The sequence below is a fragment of the Butyrivibrio hungatei NK4A153 genome (assembly GCF_000424465.1).
GTDB classification, from domain to species: domain Bacteria; phylum Bacillota; class Clostridia; order Lachnospirales; family Lachnospiraceae; genus Butyrivibrio; species Butyrivibrio hungatei_A.
The window spans coordinates 57,978-83,655 of sequence record NZ_AUJY01000012.1; the positions used below are offsets into that span (position 1 = coordinate 57,978).

Annotated in this window: 19 protein-coding genes, 2 tRNA genes and 1 other annotated feature; of the genes, 17 read left to right on the forward strand and 4 right to left on the reverse strand. The window is 40.8% G+C overall.

Annotation, left to right across the window (positions count from 1 at the left end; translation table 11 throughout):
- Positions 1-31: 31 nt before the first annotated feature.
- From G628_RS16825 to G628_RS0108095, 4 genes are read left to right on the forward strand one after another with little or no spacing between them, the layout of a single operon-like run.
- Positions 32-526, forward strand: coding sequence for an RNA polymerase sigma factor (locus tag G628_RS16825; RefSeq protein WP_051199096.1), 495 nt, complete (start codon positions 32-34; stop codon positions 524-526).
- On the forward strand, positions 498-1,217 hold the full coding sequence (locus G628_RS0108085) for a hypothetical protein (RefSeq protein WP_155833790.1): 720 nt from the start codon (positions 498-500) through the stop codon (positions 1,215-1,217). Before G628_RS16825 ends, G628_RS0108085 begins: the two co-directional genes overlap by 29 nt.
- Complete coding sequence (locus G628_RS0108090; protein ID WP_027208899.1) at positions 1,208-1,900, forward strand: ABC transporter ATP-binding protein; 693 nt, start codon at positions 1,208-1,210, stop codon at positions 1,898-1,900. Before G628_RS0108085 ends, G628_RS0108090 begins: the two co-directional genes overlap by 10 nt.
- 15 nt (positions 1,901-1,915) lie before the next feature.
- Positions 1,916-3,061: an ABC transporter permease gene (locus G628_RS0108095; protein ID WP_027208900.1), complete on the forward strand. Its 1,146-nt coding sequence runs from the start codon at positions 1,916-1,918 to the stop codon at positions 3,059-3,061.
- 63 nt (positions 3,062-3,124) lie between these two features.
- Here the strand turns inward: G628_RS0108095 and G628_RS0108100 are convergent, their stop codons facing one another.
- The 3 genes from G628_RS0108100 to G628_RS0108110 all read right to left on the reverse strand — a co-directional run bounded on the left by G628_RS0108100 (position 3,125) and on the right by G628_RS0108110 (position 6,613).
- Complete coding sequence (locus G628_RS0108100) at positions 3,125-4,816, reverse strand: hypothetical protein (protein ID WP_027208901.1); 1,692 nt, start codon at positions 4,814-4,816, stop codon at positions 3,125-3,127.
- Between the two features lie 75 nt (positions 4,817-4,891).
- The gene (locus tag G628_RS0108105) at positions 4,892-6,457 is read right to left on the reverse strand and encodes a hypothetical protein (protein ID WP_027208902.1); all 1,566 of its coding nucleotides are present in this window, start codon (positions 6,455-6,457) and stop codon (positions 4,892-4,894) included.
- 83 nt (positions 6,458-6,540) lie between these two features.
- A tRNA-Gly gene (locus G628_RS0108110) sits at positions 6,541-6,613 on the reverse strand.
- 153 nt (positions 6,614-6,766) lie between these two features.
- Between G628_RS0108110 and G628_RS0108115 the strand changes: the two genes are divergently transcribed.
- From G628_RS0108115 to G628_RS0108175, 13 genes are all read left to right on the forward strand, one after another.
- Positions 6,767-7,987: a class I SAM-dependent rRNA methyltransferase gene (locus G628_RS0108115; protein ID WP_027208903.1), complete on the forward strand. Its 1,221-nt coding sequence runs from the start codon at positions 6,767-6,769 to the stop codon at positions 7,985-7,987.
- Between the two features lie 83 nt (positions 7,988-8,070).
- Positions 8,071-8,143 (forward strand) — tRNA-Gly (locus tag G628_RS0108120).
- A 218-nt stretch (positions 8,144-8,361) separates the two neighbouring features.
- Entirely contained in the window at positions 8,362-10,056 is a 1,695-nt protein-coding gene (locus G628_RS0108125; RefSeq protein ID WP_027208904.1) for a peptide ABC transporter substrate-binding protein, read from the forward strand.
- A gap of 80 nt (positions 10,057-10,136) precedes the next feature.
- Positions 10,137-11,072 (forward strand): ABC transporter permease, encoded by a 936-nt coding sequence (locus G628_RS0108130; RefSeq protein WP_026656368.1) that lies wholly within the window; start codon positions 10,137-10,139, stop codon positions 11,070-11,072.
- 1 nt (position 11,073) lies between these two features.
- Positions 11,074-12,129 (forward strand): ABC transporter permease, encoded by a 1,056-nt coding sequence (locus tag G628_RS0108135; RefSeq protein WP_026656369.1) that lies wholly within the window; start codon positions 11,074-11,076, stop codon positions 12,127-12,129.
- Between the two features lie 6 nt (positions 12,130-12,135).
- Positions 12,136-13,272 carry an ABC transporter ATP-binding protein gene (locus G628_RS0108140; RefSeq protein ID WP_027208905.1) on the forward strand — a complete coding sequence of 379 codons (1,137 nt, stop codon included), beginning with the start codon at positions 12,136-12,138 and terminating at the stop codon, positions 13,270-13,272.
- Complete coding sequence (locus G628_RS0108145; RefSeq protein WP_026656371.1) at positions 13,256-14,194, forward strand: ABC transporter ATP-binding protein; 939 nt, start codon at positions 13,256-13,258, stop codon at positions 14,192-14,194. Before G628_RS0108140 ends, G628_RS0108145 begins: the two co-directional genes overlap by 17 nt.
- 122 nt (positions 14,195-14,316) lie before the next feature.
- The gene (locus tag G628_RS0108150; RefSeq protein ID WP_026656372.1) at positions 14,317-14,787 is read left to right on the forward strand and encodes a GAF domain-containing protein; all 471 of its coding nucleotides are present in this window, start codon (positions 14,317-14,319) and stop codon (positions 14,785-14,787) included.
- A 24-nt stretch (positions 14,788-14,811) separates the two neighbouring features.
- Positions 14,812-15,882, forward strand: a complete 1,071-nt coding sequence (locus G628_RS0108155; RefSeq protein WP_027208906.1) for a threonine aldolase family protein — start codon at positions 14,812-14,814, stop codon at positions 15,880-15,882.
- Positions 15,883-15,965: 83 nt separating this feature from the next.
- Positions 15,966-16,216, forward strand: a binding site (T-box leader).
- A gap of 47 nt (positions 16,217-16,263) precedes the next feature.
- Entirely contained in the window at positions 16,264-19,455 is a 3,192-nt protein-coding gene (ileS, locus tag G628_RS0108160; RefSeq protein ID WP_027208907.1) for an isoleucine--tRNA ligase, read from the forward strand.
- Positions 19,456-19,615: 160 nt separating this feature from the next.
- The gene (locus tag G628_RS0108165) at positions 19,616-22,096 is read left to right on the forward strand and encodes a glycogen/starch/alpha-glucan phosphorylase (protein ID WP_027208908.1); all 2,481 of its coding nucleotides are present in this window, start codon (positions 19,616-19,618) and stop codon (positions 22,094-22,096) included.
- A gap of 179 nt (positions 22,097-22,275) precedes the next feature.
- Positions 22,276-23,481 (forward strand): 5-bromo-4-chloroindolyl phosphate hydrolysis family protein, encoded by a 1,206-nt coding sequence (locus tag G628_RS18120; protein WP_051199097.1) that lies wholly within the window; start codon positions 22,276-22,278, stop codon positions 23,479-23,481.
- 27 nt (positions 23,482-23,508) lie between these two features.
- Positions 23,509-24,663 (forward strand): toxic anion resistance protein, encoded by a 1,155-nt coding sequence (locus G628_RS0108175; RefSeq protein ID WP_027208909.1) that lies wholly within the window; start codon positions 23,509-23,511, stop codon positions 24,661-24,663.
- Between the two features lie 247 nt (positions 24,664-24,910).
- On the opposite strand, the gene G628_RS0108180 is transcribed toward G628_RS0108175, so the two are convergent.
- Positions 24,911-25,522, reverse strand: a complete 612-nt coding sequence (locus G628_RS0108180) for a hypothetical protein (RefSeq protein WP_196803735.1) — start codon at positions 25,520-25,522, stop codon at positions 24,911-24,913.
- Positions 25,523-25,678 lie beyond the last annotated feature (156 nt).

The following is a 25,678-nucleotide window of genomic DNA, read 5'->3' on the forward strand; positions in this document are numbered from 1 at the left end:
ATTATAGAAGGGAGGATGTGAGACGATTTCCATGGAAATAGAACAGTATTATGACAAGATATATCGATATTGCTACTTTAAAGTACATAACAAAGCACTGGCAGAAGACCTGACGCAGGAAACATTCTTACGATTCCTCGGCGCAGATTGCGAATACCCTGACAGATACTTATATACAATCGCAAGAAATCTGTGTATAGATGAGTATCGGAAAAATAGGCCAGAGCTGACAAATTTTGAGGATTGCACAGAAGAATTGTGGATTCAGAACGGATTTGAAAATACGATTGTGGATAAGTTGTCAGTGAAGCAGGCGCTCGATGAACTGTCTGATGAAGACAGGGAATTATTGATACTCAGATATGTAAATGACGAGCCTATGTCCGAGATATGTAAAGTTACCGGATTATCAAGGTTTGCGGTCTATAGAAGGTTAAAAGAGGCAAAGAGCAGGTTATCAACGCTCTTGGAAAGGGGAAACGATGAGAGATTCAGAGATGAAAAGCTTGCTGAAGAATTACTGTGAGGCTCCCGACAATATGAAAAAAGATGCGTTTATCCGCAGTATCAGAAAAAAGCAGCAATTTGAGAAAGTTGGTTTTATTAATATGCTTGCACTGCAGGCCCGTTATATACGCAAAAGAGTTTGGATAGTCTCAATCCTTATTCTGGCATGGGCGATATTTAGTATTGGCGGCCTGGAAAGTGAAAAAGTAGAAATGATAGCTAAGATAATGCCATTTTTTGCTTGCTTTGGTCTGGTCGAGGTATGCAGGGCAAAGATGCATGATATGTCAGAACTTGAAGGAACAACTCGTTTTTCCGCAAAGGGAGCATATTTTGCCAAGATGGCTGTAATTGCGATGGCACATTTTTTTACAATAATATTACTCGCAGTCTTTACGCCGGGAGCGCATGAGAAAGGGTGTCTTATAGTTATGGCAAGGCTGCTTATCCCGTATGTTGTCACAAGTATCCTTTCGATGGAGGCAGAAAGACATTGCAGAAGTTGGGGAAAAGATAATGAGAACATTCATATCGCGATTCCCTTTGGTGTTGCTTTGGCGGTATTTTGCGTGCGAGAGCTTATATACAATATGCACGTGACAGACAGTACGGATGCATCCAAAGTGATGGCATTGCTGCTCGTAGTATTGGTATTTCAGACAATTGAAGTGAAAAAGACAGTTAAGTTGGAGGAGCTTATATGGAATTAAAGATAGACAGGCTTACAAAGCAATATGAAAACAAAATTGCGGTAGACAGGATGAGTCTAAACCTTGAAAAAGGTGTAACCGGACTTCTTGGCGCAAACGGCGCAGGTAAGACAACGCTTATGCGTATGATGGTAGGATTGCTGTCACCGACAAGCGGAGAAATAACTTATGACGGTATTCCTGTCAGATCAGAGGAATTCAGAAATTTACTGGGATATTTGCCACAGGATTTTGGATATTATCCTGAGTTTTCGGGAAAAGATTTTTTGATGTATTTCTGCGCGCTGAAAGGACTCAATAAGAAAGCTGCGAAAGCAAGGACGTCAGAGCTTTTAAAGCTTGTAGGGCTTGAGGATGTTGCAGGCAAAAAGGTCAAAAATTATTCCGGAGGAATGAAACAACGCTTAGGAATAGCGCAGGCGCTTATAAATCGCCCGGAAGTGCTTGTTTTGGATGAGCCCACGGCAGGGCTTGATCCCAAGGAGAGAGTGAGATTTAGGGAGCTTATTGAGAAGCTTGGAGATGAGGCGATAGTTCTTTTGTCCACGCATATTGTATCTGATATTGAGCACATAGCTGACAGGATAGTTATGATGAATGAAGGACAGATAGTATGGCAGGGAACATGGAAAGAAGAGGATGGAAGTTTAGAGGATTTTTACCTGAATACATTTAAGCAATAAGACCGGAGGATAATTATGGAAAAAAGACATTGTTTTGGGATGCTGTACAAATATGAGCTTTTAAAAATATTGAAGAATAAAGTTGCGCTGGTAACATTTATTGTTGCGTTCTGCTTTGCATTTATTCAAGGTGAATTTGAAGTGAGTGGCAATATTACTCCGAAGGATTTGGAAAAGTACCAAGAGATTGATGATAGGGCTGTCGATCAGAGCTTATTGAATGAGTTAAAGGAAATATCCGATGATGCCGGAAATATTCAAGATGAAAACAGAAAAGGGTATGAGCAATTATCAGCTTGGATGGAGGAAACTATCGGTTACAGAGCACCGATAAAAGAACTTGATATTGATACGGTATATTCGAAAAGAGAGAAGAACATACAAGAAGGCTATGACGCCATGCGCCTTACGCAGGGAGAAATCGGCTTCTGGGCAAATAAGGAAAAAGAGGTTAATAAGCCGTTTTTGTTCCATGAGACTATCAGATCGGGCGGTATACTTGAAGGAACTACAAATTATATGTTACTTATGGCAATAATTATTGGTGCAAGTCTTTCGATGATTTTTGCATCAGAAACTCAGAGAAAAACCGATCCTATGCTTAGAGTGGCAATAAACGGGAATAAAGAGCTTTATTTTGCCAAGATACTTGCAGGAATGAGTTATATTTTCGGATGTATCATTGTCTTGCTTATTACTTTCTATGCGTATGCCGCGTGCAGGTGGGGAATTACAGGGATGGATTGCATGGTACAGTCATATTGTCCTCTTGCGCGAATTGATATGACCATAGGTGAACTGCTTGTAATTATATTAATGCTTCTTTTCTGCGGAATACTACTTATTTCATCATTTGCGCTTTTTTTATCAAATGTCACAAGAAATGGCGTAGCTACGATGACAATAGTTATTGGTTCATTTATAGGTTTGTTAGTGGCTACGCTTCATGTGCCGTTAAAGTTAAGAGTGTTATCGCAAATCCTGTATATGTTGCCCGGAACGATGGTATCTTCATCGATTCTGTACGACTATAGGTTGATAAGAATCGGAAAGTACTTTATGTCTTACCAGATCGCACCGATTGTGTATATCTTGTTTTCGATTGCATTTATTGTTGCAGGATATGTATTTTATGATAAGTATGAGATAAAGAGTAATTAAAACTATAGAAAAAGAGAAGGGATAATCAAGTGTTTAGATGGCTTGATTATCCCTTTAACAATATTATCGTACTTCTAATTTCCAGATATTGTCAGGAAATTCGGTAGCTTCAATATCATGTTTTGAAATCTTTTTAAGATGTGTAATGATCATGTTTCGCTTATCTTCCGAATCGCAGTGAAGAAAGACGGGTTTCTGGCTGATAAGTGCGGTCATTGGATTATCAAAACCATGTTCACGCGCAGAATGTAACGCTGTAGGTGATGGCAATACCCAGTTTCCGGCGTAGCATGAATTGCTGAATAAATTATTCCATTTTGCATAAGTGAGCGATGCGGGATTATTTGTTACATAAAAATCAGTCAAAATATAGAAATTTTCCGGATTTTCAGCAAATGTTTCCAAACGTCCGGATATATCCGCTTCATGTTCAACAATATGCTTGTCCTTGACGTATCTCCATTGGTATGTCATACCTACTGAATAAGCTCCGAAAAGTATCACCGCAATACAGATAAACAAAGCACGAGTCTTTTTCGACGGTACGCGGCTAATGTCTTGCTGAGCTTTGGACAGATAGAATCCGGAAAGGAATACCGCCGATAAAAATACTCCTATTTCAACTCTCCACATATATCTGTTAATGCAGGCAAAGTACCAATACATCATTACTACACAGCCTAAAATACCTAATCCGAATAATTTATCGGGATAGTTTTTTCTAAGCAGAAAAAATACAATGAAAATCCAGGTAAGGAATACGGGACCTAAGCTTTCGAAAGGATTTCGGGTGGGAATATTAAATAAGTTAATGAATGTCTGCTTTATAATGTCGACACTAAGTCTGATTTTGCAATTGTTGAAGGGCTGTTCAATAGAATATACCTTTTTGAGCCAGGAAATATCGTAAAAATCAGTATCACCAAATAACCAATTGCCGTAAAGCGCAATATCATTTTCATCAGTATTGATTGAATCATATTCTGGGGGATTGTGCGTGTAATCCAGACACATATAATCGCGCAGATTAACGCTTGCCTGATCATATTCCCAGTATTCTTTCCATTCGGGATGAAGTGCCCTAAAGGAGTGCTCGGAAACCAATAGAATAATAATTCCAAGTACAAGCGCAATTACCGGTTTTATAATGACTTTAAATTTTGGAAGATTCTGCTGTTTGTAATTCGCTAAATAGAACACTGTTATAAATACTGCGAAAAAAGGGAGTGCCATTAACATACACTTAAAGCGTTCCGAGGTTCCATATACAAAGAGCAATGCGCCCCATATCCAATGCAGATTCTCTTTGCATATCGAATGAAATATGATGATAAAGCCGGATATAATCCACAATGAAGCGGATTTGGTGTACTGCACCGCGATATAGTAGTCTCTCGCAAGTATGATATTTATAAAGACGGTTATTGCTTCAGCTAAAAAGAGATCGAATTTTTCAAGACATATGCTGCAAGATGCAGATATAGAAATTACACTGAGGCCGACCATGATCCAATAATACCAATTGATCTGCGGGAGTATCATATTTAGAAGATAAGCAGGTACTCCATAGAGTATATTGCTGTATGGCATATAGAAGTTGAAGATATCTCCGAATGCCCCGGCGCTGATAAGATTTCTAAAAGTATCATCATTTCCGGCGTAGTCAAGGCAACCGCCCATAATGCTGAAACCACACATTATTACTGTTGTAATGAAAATTAAGAGAGACTTATGCTTTGAGAATTGCGATTTCATTTTTTTCTCCATGATATTTGAATAATGTATTTAGAAGAATTAGAGATAGCGCCACCATGTAAGATGGCGCCATTTTTATTGTTTTTGTTCCAAGAGATTATCATTATCAATGTTATCAATGTTGTATTTTTCAAACCATTCGGCTCTGGGAATGGATCTGCAACTGTTTTTCCCGTAGAAAGCTGAAGTCATATAGCTATTTATGTTTTCAGGGTCTGAAAATACAGGCATATGCATAAGAGGACCCTGCTCAAAGTTTATTTCGGGTACAACGACATCAGTGACTGTGGGATCTTCCATAAGTTGTTTTTGCAATCTCATTTGATTCCTGAAATCATCGGCTTGTCCGGAAAGATAATAGTCAAGGCAGATATAATCGGTATATTCTTTTACGCCGTGCCTTCCAAGAACCATAATAAACATGATGGCAATTACGCTTAATATTGTTCCGATTGTTTCGGCATATTCCGGAAGTCGGAACTTGATACTCTTTACTGTATAAGCCCAGCCGCACAGATATATGACTATAGCGATCATACATGAAAAGCATATCCACAAGTTAAAGTTCATATAGCCTGAAGACGGTGTGTTGCCGGTATACATTCTGGGAGCATAGACGCTCGCATTTAGAAGGAACAGTGTTATAACGAATAACAGCGGATGTGCAAATACATGATTGTTTATATTAAATCTGTTTTGTTTAAAAAACGCACATGTAATAAGCACTACTATAATAAGAGCAATGAGAATAAAGCTCTTTTCCGCAAAGAAGTATGTTGCGGCATCTTGTACTGAAAAAACTATACTGCTAACTATTGTTGCGATTAAACCACCGGCAGGTTCAGCACCTTCAGCTAAATCTGCGGCTGCCCTGTTTGCATTTCCGGGAGCAATCATGCTGATTCCAAGACCAATTAATTCCAAAACATAAGGAATGATCAAGAAAAGATCTTTTTTATCGCTTCTATTCTCTATCATGTATTTGACGAGCAAAAGAATAATCCCTGACAAGAAAACCAGGAGAGAAGCAGGATATGTAGCGCCTCCCAATAAGGTATATCCAAGCGAGATCCATATCAGATCTGATAGTTTGTTAAGTGTTAAAAATCGATCTGTAAGAGCAATCGTGACAAGCGATAAGCAGAATGGCATGCAGTAATGTATACAGCCAACCCACCAGAAAAATGCTGCTTTCTGTGAAGGAACCAACTGGAAACTGAAAAGAAGGAAGATTGCAGCAACCATTAACCAATAAAAGCCGTCAATTTTCCATTTTACTTTTAAGAAATAATAAGAAAAATAGCATACTGCAGCAATCTGCATGATCATAAAAATATATGGAACAATTACGTATGCGCTGTCGGAAAAGACTTCCGGATGAAGGCAAAAGGCAAAGACATCAAACCAAGTTCCCTGCCAATTGTGCCATATGTCTACTGTGGTTTTACATGCAGCAGAAACGGCTGCCAACACGGAACCGGTAGAAAGATATGCCAAGTGAGGACCCGAGCCATAGTTATAATCGTCTCCTGATGCACAGTCATATCCTGCAATAATGCATATTGGAATAATAGAAATGAAAAAAAATGAGATGAGTAGGGACAATACAAATTTCTGATGCTTGTAGATCCAATTAAACATAGTTTCCTCACTGTAATTACGTGCACAACTATTTTGATAAAAAAGAGCAAAAAAATTCCCCGAAACCTATTCGGGGTTCTTAGAGCGATAGACGGGGCTCGAACCCGCGGTCTCGACCTTGGCAAGGTCGCGCGTTACCAACTACGCCACTATCGCATTTACGTGGTCATCACAACTGTGACAACGAATTGATTTTAGAATAAATTTACTACATTGTCAACATGTATTTGCAAAAATGTGGTATATTATCTTGCGTTGATAGAATTTTAATTATGTAAATATAGAGAGGACATAGATTTGGATATAAAAATTTCTGATGCCAAGGCATTTCTGAAAAAAGGACAGGGTCGAGAGCTTAAGGCAGGAGGACTCTGGGTTTACGATAATGAAATAGACAGAGTGGAAGGCTCTTTTGATAACGGAGACATTATAGAACTTCATGATTTTGACGGTTATTTCATGGGATATGGTTTTATCAATACTGTATCTAAGATCAGAGTCAGAATGATGTCCAGAAAGAAGGATCATCCGATTACCAAGGAGCTTATAGAAAAGAGAATTCGTGATGCCTGGGAATATAGAAAGGCTGTTATGGCAACAAATGAGCCTATTGAGCAGCTCTCTTGCAGACTTATTTTTGGAGAAGCAGATTTCTTACCCGGAATTACGATTGATAAGTTCTCGGATGTTCTTGTAATTGAGTCACTTGCTCTTGGAACGGACAGAATGAAAGAGCTTATTATCGATCTTTGTAAAAAGGTTCTTCTTGAAGACGGAGTTAAGATCCGTGGCGTTTACGAGCGAAGCGATGCAAAGGTTAGAGAACTCGAGGGGCTTGAGAGAGTTAAGGGATTTATCGGAGATCCCTTCGATACAAAAGTTATCATTACCGAGAATGGGGTCAAGTATTACGTTGATGTTGAAAATGGCCAGAAGACAGGATTTTTCCTTGATCAGAAGAATAACAGAAAAGCCATAGCTTCTTTTTGTAAGGGTAAAAAGGTGCTGGACTGCTTCACACATACAGGCTCATTTGCGCTTAACTGCGCCGCAAACGGAGCGGAGTCGGTTCTTGGTGTCGATGCATCAGATCTTGGATGCAAGCAGGCTGAAGAAAACGCTGAGCTCAACGGACTTGAGAATATAGCGAAATTCCAATGTGCCGACGTATTTGAACTTCTTCCCGACCTTGAGAAAAAAGGCGAAAAGTTTGATGTTGTTATTCTCGATCCTCCGGCATTTACAAAGTCCAGAGCTTCAGTTAAGAAAGCAACAACAGGATATAAAGAGATCAATATGCGCGGAATGAAGCTTGTTAAAGACGGTGGATATCTCGCAACATGCTCTTGTTCACACTTTATGGATGAGGAACTTTTCCTCAAAACAATTCAGGATGCAGCAAGAGATGCGCACAAGAGGCTCAAGCAGGTTGAATTCAGGCAACAGGCGGCAGACCATCCGATTCTTGTAGGCGGAGCTGCGTCATATTACCTTAAATTCGTAATATATCAGGTTTGTGATGAGATGTAATAAGAATAATTATTTTCTGTTGACATATTTTTCTGATTGGTATAACATTACTATTGCTGTCGCGCAAGCGACTTTAAATATAAGCGATAGTGGCGTAGTTGGTAACGCGCGACCTTGCCAAGGTCGAGACCGCGGGTTCGAGCCCCGTCTATCGCTCTTAAAACCTCAGATTTGATCATCTGAGGTTTTTTTCATACTTGTAAATCAGAATGGTCATCACCGGTTTACATATCACTACTTCCTACTGCCTTTGACGCGCTGAAGTATTATTTTGGCATTGCGAAAAAGTTTTCATTGACATTTGCCCATTAATCTCGATTATAATTACTATATGAGATTGTATACATGTATAAGGTATATAGGAGGAATTATCCATGAAGAAAAAGTTATTATCAATCGTGCTTGCTTCAGCACTTACGCTTAGCATGATTGGTTGCGGAAGTTCTGCAGTAAGCGGCGTGTCAGAGCAGAATGACACTACTTCAAATGAAACAGATCCGGCTGATTCAAAAAAAAGTGCGGAAGGGAATCTCAATGTTATGATTGAGACACCTGTTGAATCGCTTGATCCTCAGCAGGCTACAGACGGTACATCTTTTGAAGTTATCGCTGACTATACAGATGGCCTTATGCAGATGGATGCAGACGGAAAGGCAGTAAATGCTCTTGCTGATAGGGTAGATATTTCGGAAGATGGTCTTACCTATACCTTCCATATCCGCAATGATGCAAACTGGAGTAATGGACGTCCTGTAACTGCAGCAGACTTCGTATTTGCTTGGCAGAGAGCAGTTGATCCCGAAGTTGCTTCTGAGTATTCATATATGCTCAGTGATATCGGACAGATTGTAAATGCCCAGGAAATCATAGATGGAACAAAGGATAAGCATGAGCTTGGTGTAAAAGCAGTTGATGAAAAGACTCTTGAAGTTAAGCTTAATGTACCTGTAAGCTATTTCCTCAGTCTTATGTATTTCCCGACATTCTATCCGGTAAACCAGACGTTCTTTGAGAGCTGTGCAGATACATATGCAACGAGCCCCGAGACAACTCTTTCAAATGGAGCATTCATCCTTGATGAGTACCAGCCGGCAGCAACAACGATTCGTCTTATCAAGAACCCTGACTACTATGATTCAGACAAAGTTAAACTTGTGGCTCTTAACTATCAGGTAATTCAGGATTCACAGCAGGCTCTTATGAGTTACCAGAGCGGAGATCTTGATACTACTCTTGTTAACGGTGAGCAGGTTGATCAGGTAAAAGACGATCCTTCATATAAGGCAATCGGTGCAGGATATCTCTGGTACATCAGCCCTAACATGAAAGAAGTAAAGGAACTTCAGAATAAAAATATTCGTTATGCCATCACAATGGCACTTAACCGTGAAGCAATTACAACAGATGTTCTTAAGGATGGTTCAGCTCCTACTTATACGGCAGTCCCTATGGACTTTGCAACCGGCCCTGACGGATCGGATTTCTCAGCCAATCAGGAGAAGTTCAAAGATGTTTGCAGATATGATGCAGATGCAGCCGTAGAATATTGGAACAATGGACTTGAAGAACTTGGCGAAAAAGAAATTACTGTAACAATGATTCACGATGCAGACGATGCTCCAATCAAGGTGGCACAGGTTGTTAAGGAACAGCTTGAGACAACTCTTCCGGGACTTACTGTTGAACTTCAGCAGATGCCCAAGAAGGAAAGGGTTCAGCGTATGCAGGAAGGTGATTTTGAACTTGGTCTTACACGTTGGGGACCTGACTACGCAGATCCTATGACATACCTCGGAATGTGGGTAACAAAGAATGCCAACAACTATGGCTTCTGGAGCAATTCTGAATACGATGAGATCATTGCTGATTGTACAACAGGTTCGACAGCAATGGATCCAAAAGCACGTTGGACAGCACTATATAGGGCAGAAAAGCTTGTAATGGATGAAGCGGTTATTTTCCCGCTTTATACACAGTGCAATGCAGAGCTTATTTCAACAAACGTAAGTGGTATTGAATTCCACCCTGTAGCACTTAACAGAGTTTACAAGAATGCAGAAAAGAAATAATTAAATAAATTAAAATTATGGCGAGAGGAAGAGTAGTGTTTTTTCTACTTTTCATCTCGTTTTAATCTTTTGGGGTAGCTATGAAAAAATATGTATTAAAACGAGTGATCACAGCAATCTTTACATTGCTGGCAATTACACTGATTCTTTTTATACTGATGCAGCTTATGCCGGGCTCACCGTTTAATGATGAGAAGCTGAATGAATCTCAAAAAGCTGCGTTGTACGCCAAATATGGACTGGATAAACCGATTGTCATTCAGTTTTTTCATTATGTTGTCAATATGTTCAAAGGAGACCTTGGAGTCAGCTACAAGATTTCCAAGAATACCCCTATCACACAGCTGATCGCATCCAGACTTCCGATTTCTATCGGCGTTGGATTTGCTGCAGTATTTATAGGGGCAATAATTGGCCTTTTATTGGGACTTCTTGCGGCGTTCAAAAGAGATACCGCTTGGGATACGTTTGCAACAGTAATCTCAGTTATCGGCGTATCGGTTCCGTCATATGTTTTTGCACTGGCACTTTCTTATCAGTTCGGATTTAAGCTGGACTGGTTCCCTATGCTCTATTCGGCAAAGGATGTTGTTCGTTCAAGTGTATTACCTTCAGTATCACTTTCCATGTTTACTATGGCTTCAATTGCAAGATTCACGAGAGCAGAAATGATTGAAGTTTTGGGCTCGGATTATATGCTTCTTGCTGAATCCAAGGGACTTTCGGGAAATAAGCTTGTGTTTTCACATGCTCTCAGAAATGCCCTTATTCCTATTATTACAGTATTGGCGCCACTTGTTGTTGATCTTATGACAGGTTCGCTTGTTGTTGAAAAAATCTTTTCTATACCAGGAGTAGGTTCATTGTTAGTAAACGCAATCCAGTCTAATGACTATAACGTTGTTATAGCTCTTAGCTTTATATATTCAGCTATGTACATCGGCATCATGCTTGTTGTAGATATTCTCTACGGCGTGATAGATCCCAGAATTCGTGTGGCAAAGGAGGGAGACTGATATGGCAGAAGCAACTTTTGATAAGGCAAACTCCTATGTCCCTGTAGAAGCGGATTTCAGATTAAAAGGAAAAACAGCGGATGATTATGTTGATACAAATTTTGCGTCGCAGAATTTTTGGAAAGAAGTAGTAGCAAGATTTTGGCGTAAGAAGAGCGCTGTTATAGGTCTTGTCTTTGTTCTTATTATTTCATTTTTTGCCTTTATAGGTCCTGTGATGAATGAATATACATATTCGGGACAGAACTTAGAGAATAAGAATCTTGCACCGAGAATACCGATCATTGAGTACACAGGCTTTTTTGACGGACATGAAAATATCAAGACTACATCAGGCACCAAGACAGTGAACTATTACTTTGAAAAAAAGTTGCCTGATACATTTTACTGGTTTGGAAGCGATAACTTTGGCAGAGATATCTGGACCAGAACATGGTCGGGAGCACAGGTTTCGCTTATTATCGCTGTTGCGGCAGCTATTATCGATATGATCATCGGTATGAGTTACGGTCTTATTTCCGGATACTTTGGAGGCAAAGTGGACATGGTACTTCAGAGAATCTTAGAGATTGCCAACGGTATTCCAAGGCTTGTAATAGTTACGCTTCTTCTCCTGTTATTTAAGCCGGGTATGATCACTATAATCATAGCCCTTATGCTCACCGAGTGGGTTGGAATGAGTAGAATTGCCAGAGCAGAGATGCTTAAGTTAAAAGAGCAGGAATTTGTCCTTGCATCCAGAACTTTAGGTGCGGGAAATATGCATATCATATTTAGTGAGGTACTTCCAAACATTATCGGACCTATTATCACACAGGTTATGTTCTCTATTCCTACAGCTATTTTTACAGAAGCGTTTCTTTCGTTTGTAGGACTTGGAATCCCTGTACCTAGGTGCTCGCTGGGATCACTTATTTCTGAAGGATTTAACAGCTTTACAACACATCCTTATCAGATAATTCCGCCTATCATCGTTATGGCTCTTTTGATGCTTAGTTTTAACCTTGTGGCAGACGGGCTCAGAGAAGCGCTTGATCCAAAGTTAAAGGAGATGTGATCTGACATGAGTGAAAATAATAGAAGAGAAAAAATACTTGATGTCAAAGATCTTGACATCACCTTTAAGACTACCGCGGGAAAAGTACATGCGATCCGCGGAGTAAATTTAGAGCTTTATCAGGGCGAGACTGTTGCTATAGTTGGGGAGTCAGGTTCGGGAAAATCTGTAACGATGCGTGCTGCAATGGGTATCCTTGCCAAGAACGCCGAGGTTAATTCGGGAGAGATCATCTACAGATATCGCGATAACAAAGGCGGGATTGATTATAACCCTGACAGTGATGAGACTGCGCAGTGGAAAGAAGCAGATATTTTAAAGCAGGACAAAAAGTGGATCAGAAAGCATATCAACGGTCGAAGGATGGCAATGGTATTTCAGGATCCGATGACAAGCCTTGATCCTACAATGACTATCGGCAAGCAGATCATGGAAGGCATGATCTGGCATTACAAGCTTGATAAAGCAGATGCATATAAAAGATCGGTAGAGCTTTTAAAGGAAGTCGGTATTGAGGATGCAGAAAAGAGAATGAAGCAGTATCCGCATCAGCTATCCGGTGGTATGAGACAGCGAGTGGTTATAGCAATAGCTCTTTCCTGTAATCCGGATCTTCTTATCTGCGACGAGCCTACAACAGCTCTTGACGTTAATATTCAGGCCAAGATCCTTGAACTTATCAAAAAGGTTCAGAAGGAAAGAGATATTGCGGTTATCTATATTACCCATGATCTCGGAGTTGTGGCTAAGGTTGCGGATTACGTAAATGTTATGTATGCAGGTAAGATTGTAGAAGTCGGTAAGATCAATGAGATATTCTACGATCCGAGACATCCGTATACCTGGGGACTTTTATCGGCTATGCCCGATCTTGGAACTGACGATGACAGACTTTATACGATTCCGGGTTCACCACCGAATCTTTTGCATGAAAAAGAGGGTGATGCTTTTGCTCCAAGAAATGCTTATGCTCTGGAGATTGACGACAAGCTTGAGCCACCTATGTTCAAGATAACAGAAAGTCATTTTGCAGCAACATGGCTTCTTGATGAGAGGGCACCAAAGGTTGAGATGCCGGCAGAACTAAAGGCAAGAATTCAGAGAATGAAAAAGGAGGCACAGGCAAATGGCAGCGAATTATAATGCAGCGCCTCTCCTTGAAGTAGAGGGACTTAGGCAGTATTTTCCCGTCAGTAAGACATTTACGGTTAAGGCTGTGGAAAATGTCAGCTTTAAGGTTTATCCGGGCGAAACTTACGGTCTTGTCGGTGAGTCGGGATCGGGAAAATCTACGATTGGCAGAAGTATCATAAGACTATACGATCCGACGGACGGTAAGATCACTTTTGACGGAATGGATATTTCCGGAAAGATGAACAAAGAGACCAAGGAAAATTTAAGGGTTCAGATGCAGATGATCTTCCAGGATCCGATGGCTTCGCTCAATCCCAGAAAGAAGATCAAAGATATCATCGGAGAAGCCCTTGATATCCATCATGTTTGCAAGAGCAAAGAGGAAAGGGATAAAAAAGTAGAGGCAATCCTTAATAAGGTTGGACTTGCCAAGGAGCATGCGGACCGCTATCCTCATCAGTTTTCGGGCGGGCAGAGGCAGAGAGTCGGTATTGCAAGAGCTCTTATCTTGAATCCCAAGCTTGTTATAGCCGATGAGTGCATTTCTGCACTTGATGTTTCCATTCAGGCACAGGTCGTAAACCTTATGAAGGACATTCAGGAGGAACTTGGAACAGCATATCTTTTCATTGCACATGATCTTTCAATGGTTAAGTATATTTCGGACAGGATAGGTGTTTTGCACTTGGGACATCTTCTTGAGACAGGTACAACGGATGAAATTTTTAATAATCCGATTCATCCATATACAAAGAGTCTTTTATCGGCAATTCCTATTCCCAATCCTGAGCTTGAGAAGAATCGTGAAGCAATAAGTTACGACTACAAGACATCGGGACTTGACTACAACAAAGGAACGGAACATCTGGTTGACGGAACTCATTTTGTGAAGTGTACGGATGAAGAATTCGAGGCTTGGACAAGGGTATAATAGCATTGCGAAAATAGATTGTGCACAAGATAAAATGGTGTTAGAATCGTGGATATGGATAAAAGTTCATATCCACTTTTTTCGTTAAACAACGAAATGATTTTGTATAAGGAGTATCATACATGACAGATTACAAGTTGCTTGCTGCACAGATAAAAGTTATGGCAGAAGATGAACCTAATTTCATTCCGGTGTTGTCCAATGCCTCAGCGCTTTTATATGGCAATATGGAAGACCTGAACTGGGCAGGTTTTTACCTTATGGATAAAGGATCTCTTTTACTTGGGCCATTCCAGGGAAAAGTTGCATGCATCAGAATCCGGCTTGGAAAGGGTGTTTGCGGAACAGCGGCAGAAAACGATGAGACACAGCTTGTTGCGAATGTTCACGAATTTGCAGGACATATCGCATGTGACAGTGCGTCCAATTCGGAGATTGTTGTACCGCTTCACAAAGATGGCAAGGTTGTGGGAGTGCTTGATATAGACAGCCCCAGCCTTAACAGATTTAACGAAGATGACAAGGCAGGACTTGAACTGTTTGCAAAGACTTTGGAAGAAGTAATAGATTTTTCCACAGTTTCTTTTGATTAATAAAAGCATAAAGAGGACAAGAGTATGGATAATAGAATTTCATTTTCCAGTGATTATACAAAGGGCGCGCATCCGCAGATCTTAAAGCGCCTTACGGAGACAAATTTTGAGCAGATAGACGGTTACGGCACGGATGAGTACTGCAAGAGCGCTGCCGAGAAGATAAAGAAAGTGTGCGGATGTCCTGACGGAGAGGTCTTTTTCCTTGTAGGCGGAACGCAGACCAATCAGACAATAATCGATATGCTCCTTCAGCCATATGAGGGAATCGTTGCGGCTGAAACCGGACATATTGCGGCACATGAGGCGGGCGCCATTGAGCATGCGGGACACAAGGTACTTACGGTTCCCGGACGCGGAGAAGAGAAGGCTACTGAGAAATACGGATCGGATATAGGTAAGTTGTCCGCAGCCGAAGTGGATAAGCTTATTTCAAATTTCTATGATGACGCAAACCATGAGCACATGGTATTTCCGGGAGCGGTTTATATTTCGCATCCCACAGAATACGGAACTCTTTATACGAAAAAAGAACTTGAGAGTATCTCAAGTGTCTGCAAGAAGTATAATATTCCGCTCTTTATAGACGGAGCAAGGCTCGGATACGGTCTTATGAGCAAAAGAACCGATGTGACTATAGAGGATATCGCAAAATATGCGGATGTTTTCTATATCGGCGGTACTAAGGTCGGCGCGCTCTTTGGCGAAGCGGTTGTTTTCACCAAAGGCGTAACAACGAAGCATCCGATTCCTGTGATCAAGCAGCACGGTGCACTTCTTGCAAAGGGATGGCTTCTTGGACTTCAGTTTGACACATTGTTTACTGACAATCTCTACTTTGATATCAGCAAAAAAGCTATCGAAGCGGCAGATCTGTTAAAAGAAGGTCTTAAGAGCAAAGGATACAAGATATTCCTTGATTCTCCCACAAACCAGCAATTTGTTGTGGTTTCCAATGAAAAATTGGAGGAGCTTAGCAAGAATGTCAGATACGGATTCTGGGAGAAATACGACGAAGATCATACCGTAATCAGATTCGCAACAGATTGGGCTACCGAGACAGCCGATGTTGAGAGGCTTCTTAGCTATTTATGATAATCTGGTTAGCTTAGCAGGCTAAAAATCAGACTTGCGTATTTAGGAGATTAGTAGTAATATAATGCATTATTAAAGAAGATAAAAAAGCTATGACGAAGACAGTACGCAGTATTTGAAAGCTTTCAGAGAGCCGGTGGTCGGTGCGAACCGGTGCGAGTAGGAACTGACAGAAAATCACTTCTGAGCTGCGAAATCGAAATGACAGTAGATTTTGACGTGTATCCCGGCGTTAACGGGGAGCGTATTCAACCGGGATGTTGTATGACAGCTCTTGGCGCGTATGTGTAAACAGGTGGTATAACGAGTGTAAATTAACGACCTCGTCCTTTTTACAAAAAAGGACGAGGTCTTATTTATTTGAAAGAGAGGAGTTTTCAAATGTATAACAAAGTTGAAACAGACATGAACTTTGTCGGCAGAGAAAAGAAGATTGAAGAGTTCTGGAAAAAAGAAGACATTTTCAAAAAAAGTGTAGATACCAGAAGCAAGGGTGAAATGTATATGTTCTATGACGGCCCTCCGACAGCTAACGGAAAGCCTCATATCGGACACGTTCTTACACGTGCTATCAAGGATATGATTCCCAGATACCGTACAATGAAGGGTTATACAGTTCCTCGTAAGGCAGGCTGGGACACACACGGTCTTCCTGTTGAGCTTGAAGTTGAGAAACTCCTTAATCTTGATGGAAAAGAGCAGATTGAAGAATACGGAATGGAGCCCTTCATCCAGAAATGTAAGGAATCCGTATGGAAATATAAGGGAATGTGGGAGGATTTCTCCGGCACAGTAGGTTTCTGGGCTGATATGGAGCACCCCTACATCACATATGATGACAATTTCATCGAGTCCGAGTGGTGGGCTCTTAACGAGATCTGGAAAAAAGGTCTTCTTTACAAGGGCTTCAAGGTAGTTCCTTACTGTCCTCGTTGTGGAACACCTCTTTCATCACACGAGGTTGCTCAGGGCTATAAGCTTTTGAAAGAGCGTACAGCGGTAGTTCGTTTCAAGGTAAAGGATGAGGATGCTTATTTCCTTGCATGGACAACAACACCTTGGACACTTCCTTCAAATATCGGTCTTTGCGTTAACCCTGATGAGAAATATATCAAGGTTAAGGCTGTTGACGGCAATGTATATTATCTTGCCGAGGCACTTGCAGATAAGGTGCTTGGCTCTCTTGTAAAAGAAGAAGGTCAGAAGGCGTACGAAGTTCTCGAAACATACGTAGGAACAGACCTTGAGTACAAAGAGTATGAGCCTTTGTATCAGTGTGCGGCTGATGAAGCTCAGAAACAGCATAAGAAAGCATTCTTTATCTATTGTGATACATATGTAACCATGTCAGACGGTACAGGTATCGTACATATCGCTCCTGCATTCGGTGAAGACGATGCTCGTGTCGGACGTAAGTATGACGCTCCTCTTGTACAGATGGTAGATTCAGAGGGTAAATTAAGACCCGAGACACCTTTTGGCGGAATGAGATGTAAGCCTACTCAGAAAGAAATGGATGAGGGCGCTGTAAGTGCGGATCCCGAGGTATTAAAAGATCTTGATAAGAGAGGTCTTTTGTTCGCTGCACCTAAGATGGAGCACGATTATCCTCACTGCTGGAGATGTGGAACACCCCTTCTTTACTATGCTCGTTCATCTTGGTTCATCAAGGTTACAGAAGTTAAGGACGACCTTATCCGCAACAACAAAGAGATCAACTGGATTCCTGAGTCAATCGGTAAGGGACGTTTCGGTGACTGGCTTGAGAATATTCAGGACTGGGGTATCTCACGTGACAGATATTGGGGAACACCTCTTAATATCTGGGAGTGTGATGACTGCGGACACCAGCTTTCAGTTGGTTCAAGAAAAGAGCTCGCTGAGCTTTCCGGAGATCCTTCAGCTGAGACTACAGAACTTCACAGACCTTATATTGATAAATTTGAGATTACTTGTCCTAAGTGCGGCAAGAAAATGCACCGTGTAAAAGAAGTTATCGACTGCTGGTTCGATTCAGGAGCAATGCCTTTCGCTCAGCTCCACTATCCATTTGAGAACAAGGAACTCTTTGAGAAGCAGTTCCCTGCTCAGTTCATTTCGGAAGCTGTCGATCAGACAAGAGGATGGTTCTATTCACTTCATGCTGAGGCAACACTTCTTTTCAACAAGCCTGCGTTTAAGAACGTTATAGTTCTCGGACTTGTACAGGATGAAAACGGACAGAAGATGAGTAAGTCCAAGGGAAATGCGGTAGATCCTTTTGATGCACTTGCAAAGTACGGCGCAGATGCGATCAGATGGTACTTCTATGTAAACAGCGCGCCTTGGCTTCCAAGCCGTTTCTCAGGTGATGCGGTTCAGGAAGGACAGCGTAAGTTCCTCGGAACACTTTGGAATACATATGCATTCTTTGTGCTTTATGCAAATATCGATGGATTTGATGCGGCTAATTACAAGCTTGAGCCCGATAAGCTCACTGTAATGGATAAATGGCTTCTTTCAAAACTTAATAGCTGCGTAAAAGCGGTTGATGAAAACCTTGAAAATTACAGAATCCCTGAGGCAGGAAAAGCCCTTGATAACTTTGTTGACGAGATGTCCAACTGGTATGTTCGTCGCAGCAGAGAGCGTTTCTGGGCAAAGGGAATGGAACAGGATAAGATTTCTGCTTACATGACTCTTTACACTGCACTTGTAACAATCTGCAAGGCTGCAGCACCGATGGTTCCTTTCATGACTGAGGAAATCTATCAGAATCTTGTAAGAAAGAGTTTTGCTGATGCTCCCGAGAGTATCCATCTCTGCGACTTCCCTGTTGCGGATGAAGCGTTCATCGACAAGAAGCTTGAGAAGGATATGGAAGAAGTTCTTGATATCGTAGTTCTCGGACGTGCGGCAAGAAATGCAGCCAACATCAAGAACCGTCAGCCTATCGGAACAATGTACGTTAAGGCAGAAGAGACTGTAGGAGAGTTCTACAAAGAGATCATCAGAGAAGAGCTCAACGTTAAGGAAGTATCTTTCACAGATGATGTAAGAGACTTCACAAGCTACAGCTTCAAGCCTCAGCTTAAGACACTCGGACCTAAGTACGGCAAGAACATCGGAGCTATCAAGGCTTATCTTGAGAAGCTTGACGGAAATGCCACAATGGACGAGCTTAATACAAACGGTAGCATCAAATTCAATGTAAATGATGTTGATGTAGAGCTTGTTAAGGAAGATCTTCTTATCGAGATCGCGCAGAAGGAAGGCTTCATTTCACAGGAGAACTGGGGAATTACTGTTGTTCTTGATACAAACCTTTCAGAAGAGCTTATCAAAGAAGGATTTGTACTTGAAGTTATCAGTAAGATCCAGACAATGCGTAAGGATTCCGGCTTTGAAGTAATGGATCACATCAAAGTATCACTTAACGGAAACGATAAGCTTGCAGCAATCGTCAAGGATAATAACGACAGCATCGCAACCAAGGTTCTTGCTAATGAGATCGTATTCGGTACAGACGTTGCCAATGCAAAAGAATGGGATATCAACGGCGAGAAAGTTACTATCGGCGTAGAGAAAGTCTGATATATTATTGTTAAAACGTATAGCCTTAGGGAAACAAGATTTCTCTAAGGCTATTTTTGTGCCTTTATATGAGTGGAATAATAGTCGGTTTTGCGGTAAAATATTAACGTAACAGTCTCGATAGGAAAAATATCATCGCAATATTTTTTTAGGAGGCAGCATGAAGAAGAAAACATTACCTTTTGACAAAGAATTGTTTGTGCGAAGCGTGTTGTATAATGTGAAGACTCTTTACAGGAAAACAATGGAAGAGGCTACTCCGCAGGAAATATATCAGGCTTCGGCGTATGCTATAAAAGATGCAATCATAGATCACTGGATGACTACTCAGAAAGCTGCGGCAGAGCAGGATCCTAAGATAGTTTACTATATGTCCATGGAATTTCTCATGGGTAGGGCATTTGGGAACAATCTTATAAATCTTCAGGCTTATAAAGCGGTAAAAGAGGCTTTGGATGAGCTTGGAATAGACGTTAATGTCGTAGAGGACCAGGAACCCGATCCCGCGCTTGGAAACGGTGGTCTTGGAAGACTTGCGGCATGTTTCCTCGATTCTTTGGCAACTCTTGGGTATATGGCTTACGGTTGCGGAATCCGCTATAAGTATGGAATGTTCAAGCAGACTATCCGTGACGGTTATCAGGTCGAAGTGCCGGACGCGTGGCTTGAAAACGGCAATCCTTTTGAACTTAGAAGAAATGAATACGCCAAAGAGGTTAAGTTTGGCGGATATGTAAATGTCTATACCGATGATACCGGAAGGACAGTATTTAAACAGGAAGGATATCAGGTTGTAAGAGCAATTCCGTACGATCTTCCTATCCTCGGATACGGAAACGGTATGGTCAACACCTTGAGAATATGGGATGCGGAGCCGATACAGTGCTTCCAGCTTGATTCTTTTGATAAGGGCGATTATCAGAAAGCTGTAGAGCAGGAGAACCTTGCAAGCCAGCTTTGCGAAGTTCTTTACCCGAACGACAATCATATCGCGGGAAAAGAGCTCAGATTAAAACAGCAGTATTTCTTTATATCCGCATCGGTGCAGACTGCGCTTAAGAGATACCTAAAGGATCATGACAATATCAAGAAATTCTACACAAAAGCAGTATTCCAGCTTAACGATACACATCCGACTGTTGCGGTTGCCGAACTTATGCGTCTTCTTATGGACGAGTATTATCTCACCTGGGATGAGGCGTGGGAAGTAACTGTTAAGACATGCTGCTATACGAACCACACCATAATGTCAGAAGCGCTGGAAAAATGGCCGGTTGATTTGTTCCAGAGACTTTTGCCCAGAATATATCAGATTGTTGATGAGATAAACAGAAGATTTGTGGATCAGATAATGAGACAGTACACAAATTCTCCGGGAATGGATGTTCAGTCCAAGATAAGGAGCATGGCAATTCTCTATGACAATCAGGTAAAAATGGCGCACCTTGCGATTGTCGGAGGACATTCTGTAAACGGCGTTGCTCAGCTTCATACCGAGATTCTTAAGAAGAGAGAGCTTAAGGATTTCTATGAGATGATGCCTGAGAAGTTTAATAATAAAACAAACGGAATTACTCAGAGAAGATTCCTTCTTCATGCGAATCCTCTTTTGGCAGACTGGATTACGGCAAAGATCGGAGATGGCTGGATAACCGATCTTTCTCAGATGGATAAGCTAAAGAGTTATGCGGATGACAAGAAGGCTCAGGCTGAGTTTATGGAGATCAAGCACAAGAATAAAGAGCGTTTGGCGAAATATATTCTTGAGCACAACAATATTGAAGTCGATCCCAATTCCATATTTGATGTTCAGGTAAAAAGGCTTCATGAATATAAGAGACAGCTCCTTAATATTCTGCAGGTTATGTATAAGTATCATGACATCAAGAGCCATCCGAATAAAGACTTTTATCCCAAGACATATATCTTCGGAGCAAAGGCCGCTGCGGGGTACTTAACTGCTAAGCTAACAATTAAGTTAATTAATTCAGTGGCGGATGTCATCAACAAAGATGCTTCTATCGGAGGCAAGATAAAGGTTGTATTTATCGAGGATTACAGGGTATCAAACGCTGAACTTATCTTTGCGGCAGCGGATGTTTCCGAGCAGATCTCAACAGCAAGTAAAGAAGCTTCAGGAACGGGAAACATGAAGATGATGCTCAACGGAGCCGTTACACTTGGAACCATGGACGGTGCCAATGTCGAGATTGTAAATGAAGTGGGTGAAGAGAATGCCTTTATTTTCGGCCTTTCTTCTCAGGAAGTAATGGACTATGAGAAAAACGGCGGCTATAATCCCATGGACATTTACAATAACAATCCTAACGTAAAGACTGTTCTTAATATGCTGGTTGACGGAACGTTCTCAAAGAATAAAGAGCTCTTTAGACCGCTTTATAACTGCCTTCTTAATACAAATAATTCTTCGAAGGCCGACCAATACTTTATTTTGAAGGATTTCGAGGCATACCTTGAGGCGCAGAGAAGAATATCGGAAGCATATGCCGATAAGAAGCGCTGGGCAAGGATGGCTCTTTTGAACACCGCATGCTGCGGAAAGTTTTCATCTGACAGAACTATTCAGGAGTATGTAGACGAAGTTTGGAAGCTTGATAAAGTTGAACTTCCCGTAAAGTAAAAAAGGAATAAGTGCTATAAACAGTGGGTTTCCGGAGAGTTGACCGATTCTTCGGGAACCCATTTTGACGCATTTTTGAGAAATTGTCTTTTGTGATATAATACTGTAAAATTATATGTACGCTTGTTTTTTATTTTGATAGTTATCAGATAAAAAGTATTGGGCGTATGGAGGAACAGATGGCAAAGAATTTACCCGATGAGCTTGCGGACATGGGCAAAGATATTTTGCGAGATGTCTCAATAGCGATTGAAAAGAATGACTACAGTAAGCTTGCTTCCGACATAGCAAATACGGTAAAGGCGGTTACTGTCACATCTATAGACAGAAAAACAACTTATGCGAGCGGAAGACAGAATAGACCCGGCGGACAGAAATATGGGTATAACTATGAGCGAAAGACCGGCTATGTACCTTATACACAGGCCAAACCGTTAAAGCAGATACCTTTTTTAATGAAAAGAGTTTCCAGATATAACGGAACCGGTTCGATATTATTTGGAAGTATCGGCACGGTATGCCTGATGCCGGTGTCACTTGCCGTGTTACTTGCCGCAGGTGCGCATCCTGTTGCTGTACTTCCGGCTTTTCTTTTATTATTTTGTGTTTATCAGGTTTTTAAAGGGGCCAAAAAGCTTAGTCTCACCAAGAAATTTTATGAATACGGACAACTCGTCGGAGATGTGGAGTATTTTGAGATAAGTAAACTTGCTGCAAAGTTGCTTAAGACAGATAAAGAGGTTGTCAGGGAACTTAAAGAGATGATAAAAGCAGGGTTCCTTCCCAGAGCCAGATTTGATGCCAAAGAGAAAAATCTGATGATCACCGATAATGCATATAATCTCTACATCGGTGCAGAACAGGACAAACTCGAAAGAGAAAAGAGAGCACTTGAAAAAGATGCGGCAAAGAAAGCAGACCTTGAAGGCATGACGTCTGAAGTCAGAAGTATTCTGGAAGAAGGCGATGACTATATTAAATTTGTAAGAAAGATAAATGATGTTATTCCCGATACCGAGGAGATGTCCGATAAGTTGTATCGTTTGGAAGAAATCATGAACAGGATTTTTGCTCAGGTTAAAAAAGACAACCAGAGCGCGGACGATCTTCACAAATTGATGAATTATTATCTTCCTACCACCAGAAAACTTCTTTCTGCTTATGTTGAACTTGATAAGCAGCCTGATGCCGGGGAGAATATAGTTCAGACCAAGAAAGAAATAAGCCAGGCAATGGATACCATAAATATGGCATTTGAGAAACTTCTTGATAGTATGTTCCAGGATATGGCATGGGATATTTCTTCGGATATTTCAGTTATGAAAACAATGATGGCACAGGACGGATTGACTGAGAGTGGTGTTGCCATGCAGATGAAAGAGTAATTAGGGTAATGATTTTAAGGAGGATTTATGAGCGAAGAATTTAATTTCGATGCAGCACCTGCTGCACCTACTTTGTCTTTTGGCGCGGAAGAAGCACAGGCTACGCAGGAAGAACCCAAAGAAAACGCTAAGGATAACGGAAATGTAGCTATGGAAGCGCAGCTTTCAGCCGAAGAACTAAAGCAGGTTGAAGAATTCAGCAAGCAGATAGATATTTCGAATTCATCGGGAATTATGAATTACGGCGTTGGAACGCAGAAGAAACTTGCAGATTTTTCCGAGAAAGCGCTTGATAACGTAAAAACTAAGGATATGGGCGAAGTTGGCGGAATGATCACTGACCTTGTTACACAGCTCAAGGACTTTGAGATAGCTGAAGATGAGAAGGGACTTAAAGCGTTGTTTAAGAGAGGCGCCAACAAGTTCGAAGCAATCAAGGCTAAATACAGCAAAGTTGAGACAAATGTTCAGACCATAAGTAACGAGCTTGAGAAGCATCAGGTTACACTTATGAAAGACGTTGAGATTCTCGACAGAATGTATGAGCTCAATCTCAATTATTTCAAAGAGCTCTCTATGTATATTCTTGCTGGAAAGAAGAAACTTGAAGAAGAGAGAAACAATACACTTGTAGATCTTCAGAAAAAAGCAGCAGAATCGGGACTTCCCGAAGATGCTGAAAAAGCGAAGGATTTTGCAAGTCTTTGCGATAGATTTGAGAAAAAAATCTACGATCTTGAACTTACAAGGACAATTGCAATGCAGACAGGTCCTCAGATCAGAATGGTACAGAGTTCAAATACCGTTATGGCTGAGAAAATCCAGTCAACCATCGTAAATACAATTCCTCTTTGGAAGAATCAGATGGTAATCGCAATCGGTATAGAGCATTCAACACAGGCTGCAAAGGCTGAAAGAGAAGTTAACGATATGACGAACAAGCTTTTAAAGAAGAATGCTGATGCACTTAAGGTTGCTACAATTGAGAGTGCGAAAGAAGCTGAACGCGGAATCGTGGATATTGATACATTAAAACATACAAACGAATCTCTTATTTCTACACTCGATGAGGTTCTTAAAATTCAAACAGAAGGAAAAGAAAAGCGTCGAGAAGCCGAAGCTGAGCTTACACAAATTGAAAATCAGTTAAAAGATAAACTACTTCAGGCAGCTAAAAATTAGTCGAAATTTAGATTAACGTTATTCCGCAAAATATAAAAAATAGAAAAGCATCTTTTCAGATTTTTATCAAACAGATCTGAAAAGATGCTTTTTTGATTCGCAAGGATTATATTAGTCGTTGAAAATGTTTAACCTGATGACGATTAAAATAATTTTTCTAATGCTAATATTAATGAAAAGGAGTCATAATTGAATGAGTTTCTTCCTATTAATATAGTGTTTTAAAAACATATTATTTTGCAATCAATTAAGTGGCATTAATCTTATGAGCAGAAGCATGTTTTTTATCGGTTGTCACATCACATCCGAGAAGCTTAAGAATTGTTAGTCTGCTAAGTGAGTTAAGATTATCTGCTATAGGAATTAATGAATTAATCTTCTTTTCAATCTCGGGAGCACTAAGAAATAATTTTGTCTTGTACATGTCGATCAGGAGTTTATAGGTTGCAGTGATATCCGATCTGGTTTTTACGGCAAACTCAAGAACTTTGGCAGAGTCCTCGTAGCGGCCTGCATCGTAAAGTGCTTTGCCCCAGTTTTGAAGTGCGCGAACAAGAGCGGTATAGTTTTGATCGTAGAGCGAAAGCTCAGTAATATTGGCGGTTCCGTACTCCAGCTTTAGATCGGTGTTGGTGATTCCCGTGAGATTGACAATCTTTTCATCCTTCAATGCGAGCACATTTTGTTCAGAATTTTCAAGTTCTTTGTTGCTTCCGGATGTTCCGAACGGAAGAACGTCTACGGGAATGCAGATATAATCGAGATTTTCGAGACTTTTTCTTCTGACATTGTTGGATTTTCGTTCTTTTTCCCAGAAGCTCATCTCGCGAGCCTCTTCTTTTCTGCTAACTCGACGCATGCTAACATTAAAAAAAAATGCGACAATAATAATACTTGCTAAAAAGGGAAATTTCATCTATAATTACCTTCCATAAACACATTTGATAGTTTTTCACGTACAATTTTAGCACAAAATAACGCTTATAGGACAAATTAGGACAAAAGGAAAGTAGGA

What these genes read in the sequence shown, in the direction of transcription:
- G628_RS0108135 (WP_026656369.1), top strand. Translation starts at nt 11,074, where the DNA reads ATGGCAGAAGCAACTTTTGATAAGGCAAACTCCTATGTCCCTGTAGAA.
- G628_RS0108155 (WP_027208906.1), top strand. Translation starts at nt 14,812, where the DNA reads ATGGATAATAGAATTTCATTTTCCAGTGATTATACAAAGGGCGCGCAT.
- G628_RS0108090 (WP_027208899.1), top strand. Translation starts at nt 1,208, where the DNA reads ATGGAATTAAAGATAGACAGGCTTACAAAGCAATATGAAAACAAAATT.
- G628_RS18120 (WP_051199097.1), top strand. Translation starts at nt 22,276, where the DNA reads ATGGCAAAGAATTTACCCGATGAGCTTGCGGACATGGGCAAAGATATT.
- G628_RS0108130 (WP_026656368.1), top strand. Translation starts at nt 10,137, where the DNA reads ATGAAAAAATATGTATTAAAACGAGTGATCACAGCAATCTTTACATTG.
- G628_RS0108140 (WP_027208905.1), top strand. Translation starts at nt 12,136, where the DNA reads ATGAGTGAAAATAATAGAAGAGAAAAAATACTTGATGTCAAAGATCTT.
- G628_RS0108145 (WP_026656371.1), top strand. Translation starts at nt 13,256, where the DNA reads ATGGCAGCGAATTATAATGCAGCGCCTCTCCTTGAAGTAGAGGGACTT.
- G628_RS0108100 (WP_027208901.1), bottom strand. Translation starts at nt 4,816, where the DNA reads ATGAAATCGCAATTCTCAAAGCATAAGTCTCTCTTAATTTTCATTACA.
- G628_RS0108125 (WP_027208904.1), top strand. Translation starts at nt 8,362, where the DNA reads ATGAAGAAAAAGTTATTATCAATCGTGCTTGCTTCAGCACTTACGCTT.
- G628_RS0108165 (WP_027208908.1), top strand. Translation starts at nt 19,616, where the DNA reads ATGAAGAAGAAAACATTACCTTTTGACAAAGAATTGTTTGTGCGAAGC.
- G628_RS0108175 (WP_027208909.1), top strand. Translation starts at nt 23,509, where the DNA reads ATGAGCGAAGAATTTAATTTCGATGCAGCACCTGCTGCACCTACTTTG.
- G628_RS16825 (WP_051199096.1), top strand. Translation starts at nt 32, where the DNA reads ATGGAAATAGAACAGTATTATGACAAGATATATCGATATTGCTACTTT.
- G628_RS0108085 (WP_155833790.1), top strand. Translation starts at nt 498, where the DNA reads ATGAAAAGCTTGCTGAAGAATTACTGTGAGGCTCCCGACAATATGAAA.
- G628_RS0108150 (WP_026656372.1), top strand. Translation starts at nt 14,317, where the DNA reads ATGACAGATTACAAGTTGCTTGCTGCACAGATAAAAGTTATGGCAGAA.
- G628_RS0108105 (WP_027208902.1), bottom strand. Translation starts at nt 6,457, where the DNA reads ATGTTTAATTGGATCTACAAGCATCAGAAATTTGTATTGTCCCTACTC.
- G628_RS0108180 (WP_196803735.1), bottom strand. Translation starts at nt 25,522, where the DNA reads ATGCGTCGAGTTAGCAGAAAAGAAGAGGCTCGCGAGATGAGCTTCTGG.
- G628_RS0108095 (WP_027208900.1), top strand. Translation starts at nt 1,916, where the DNA reads ATGGAAAAAAGACATTGTTTTGGGATGCTGTACAAATATGAGCTTTTA.
- ileS (WP_027208907.1), top strand. Translation starts at nt 16,264, where the DNA reads ATGTATAACAAAGTTGAAACAGACATGAACTTTGTCGGCAGAGAAAAG.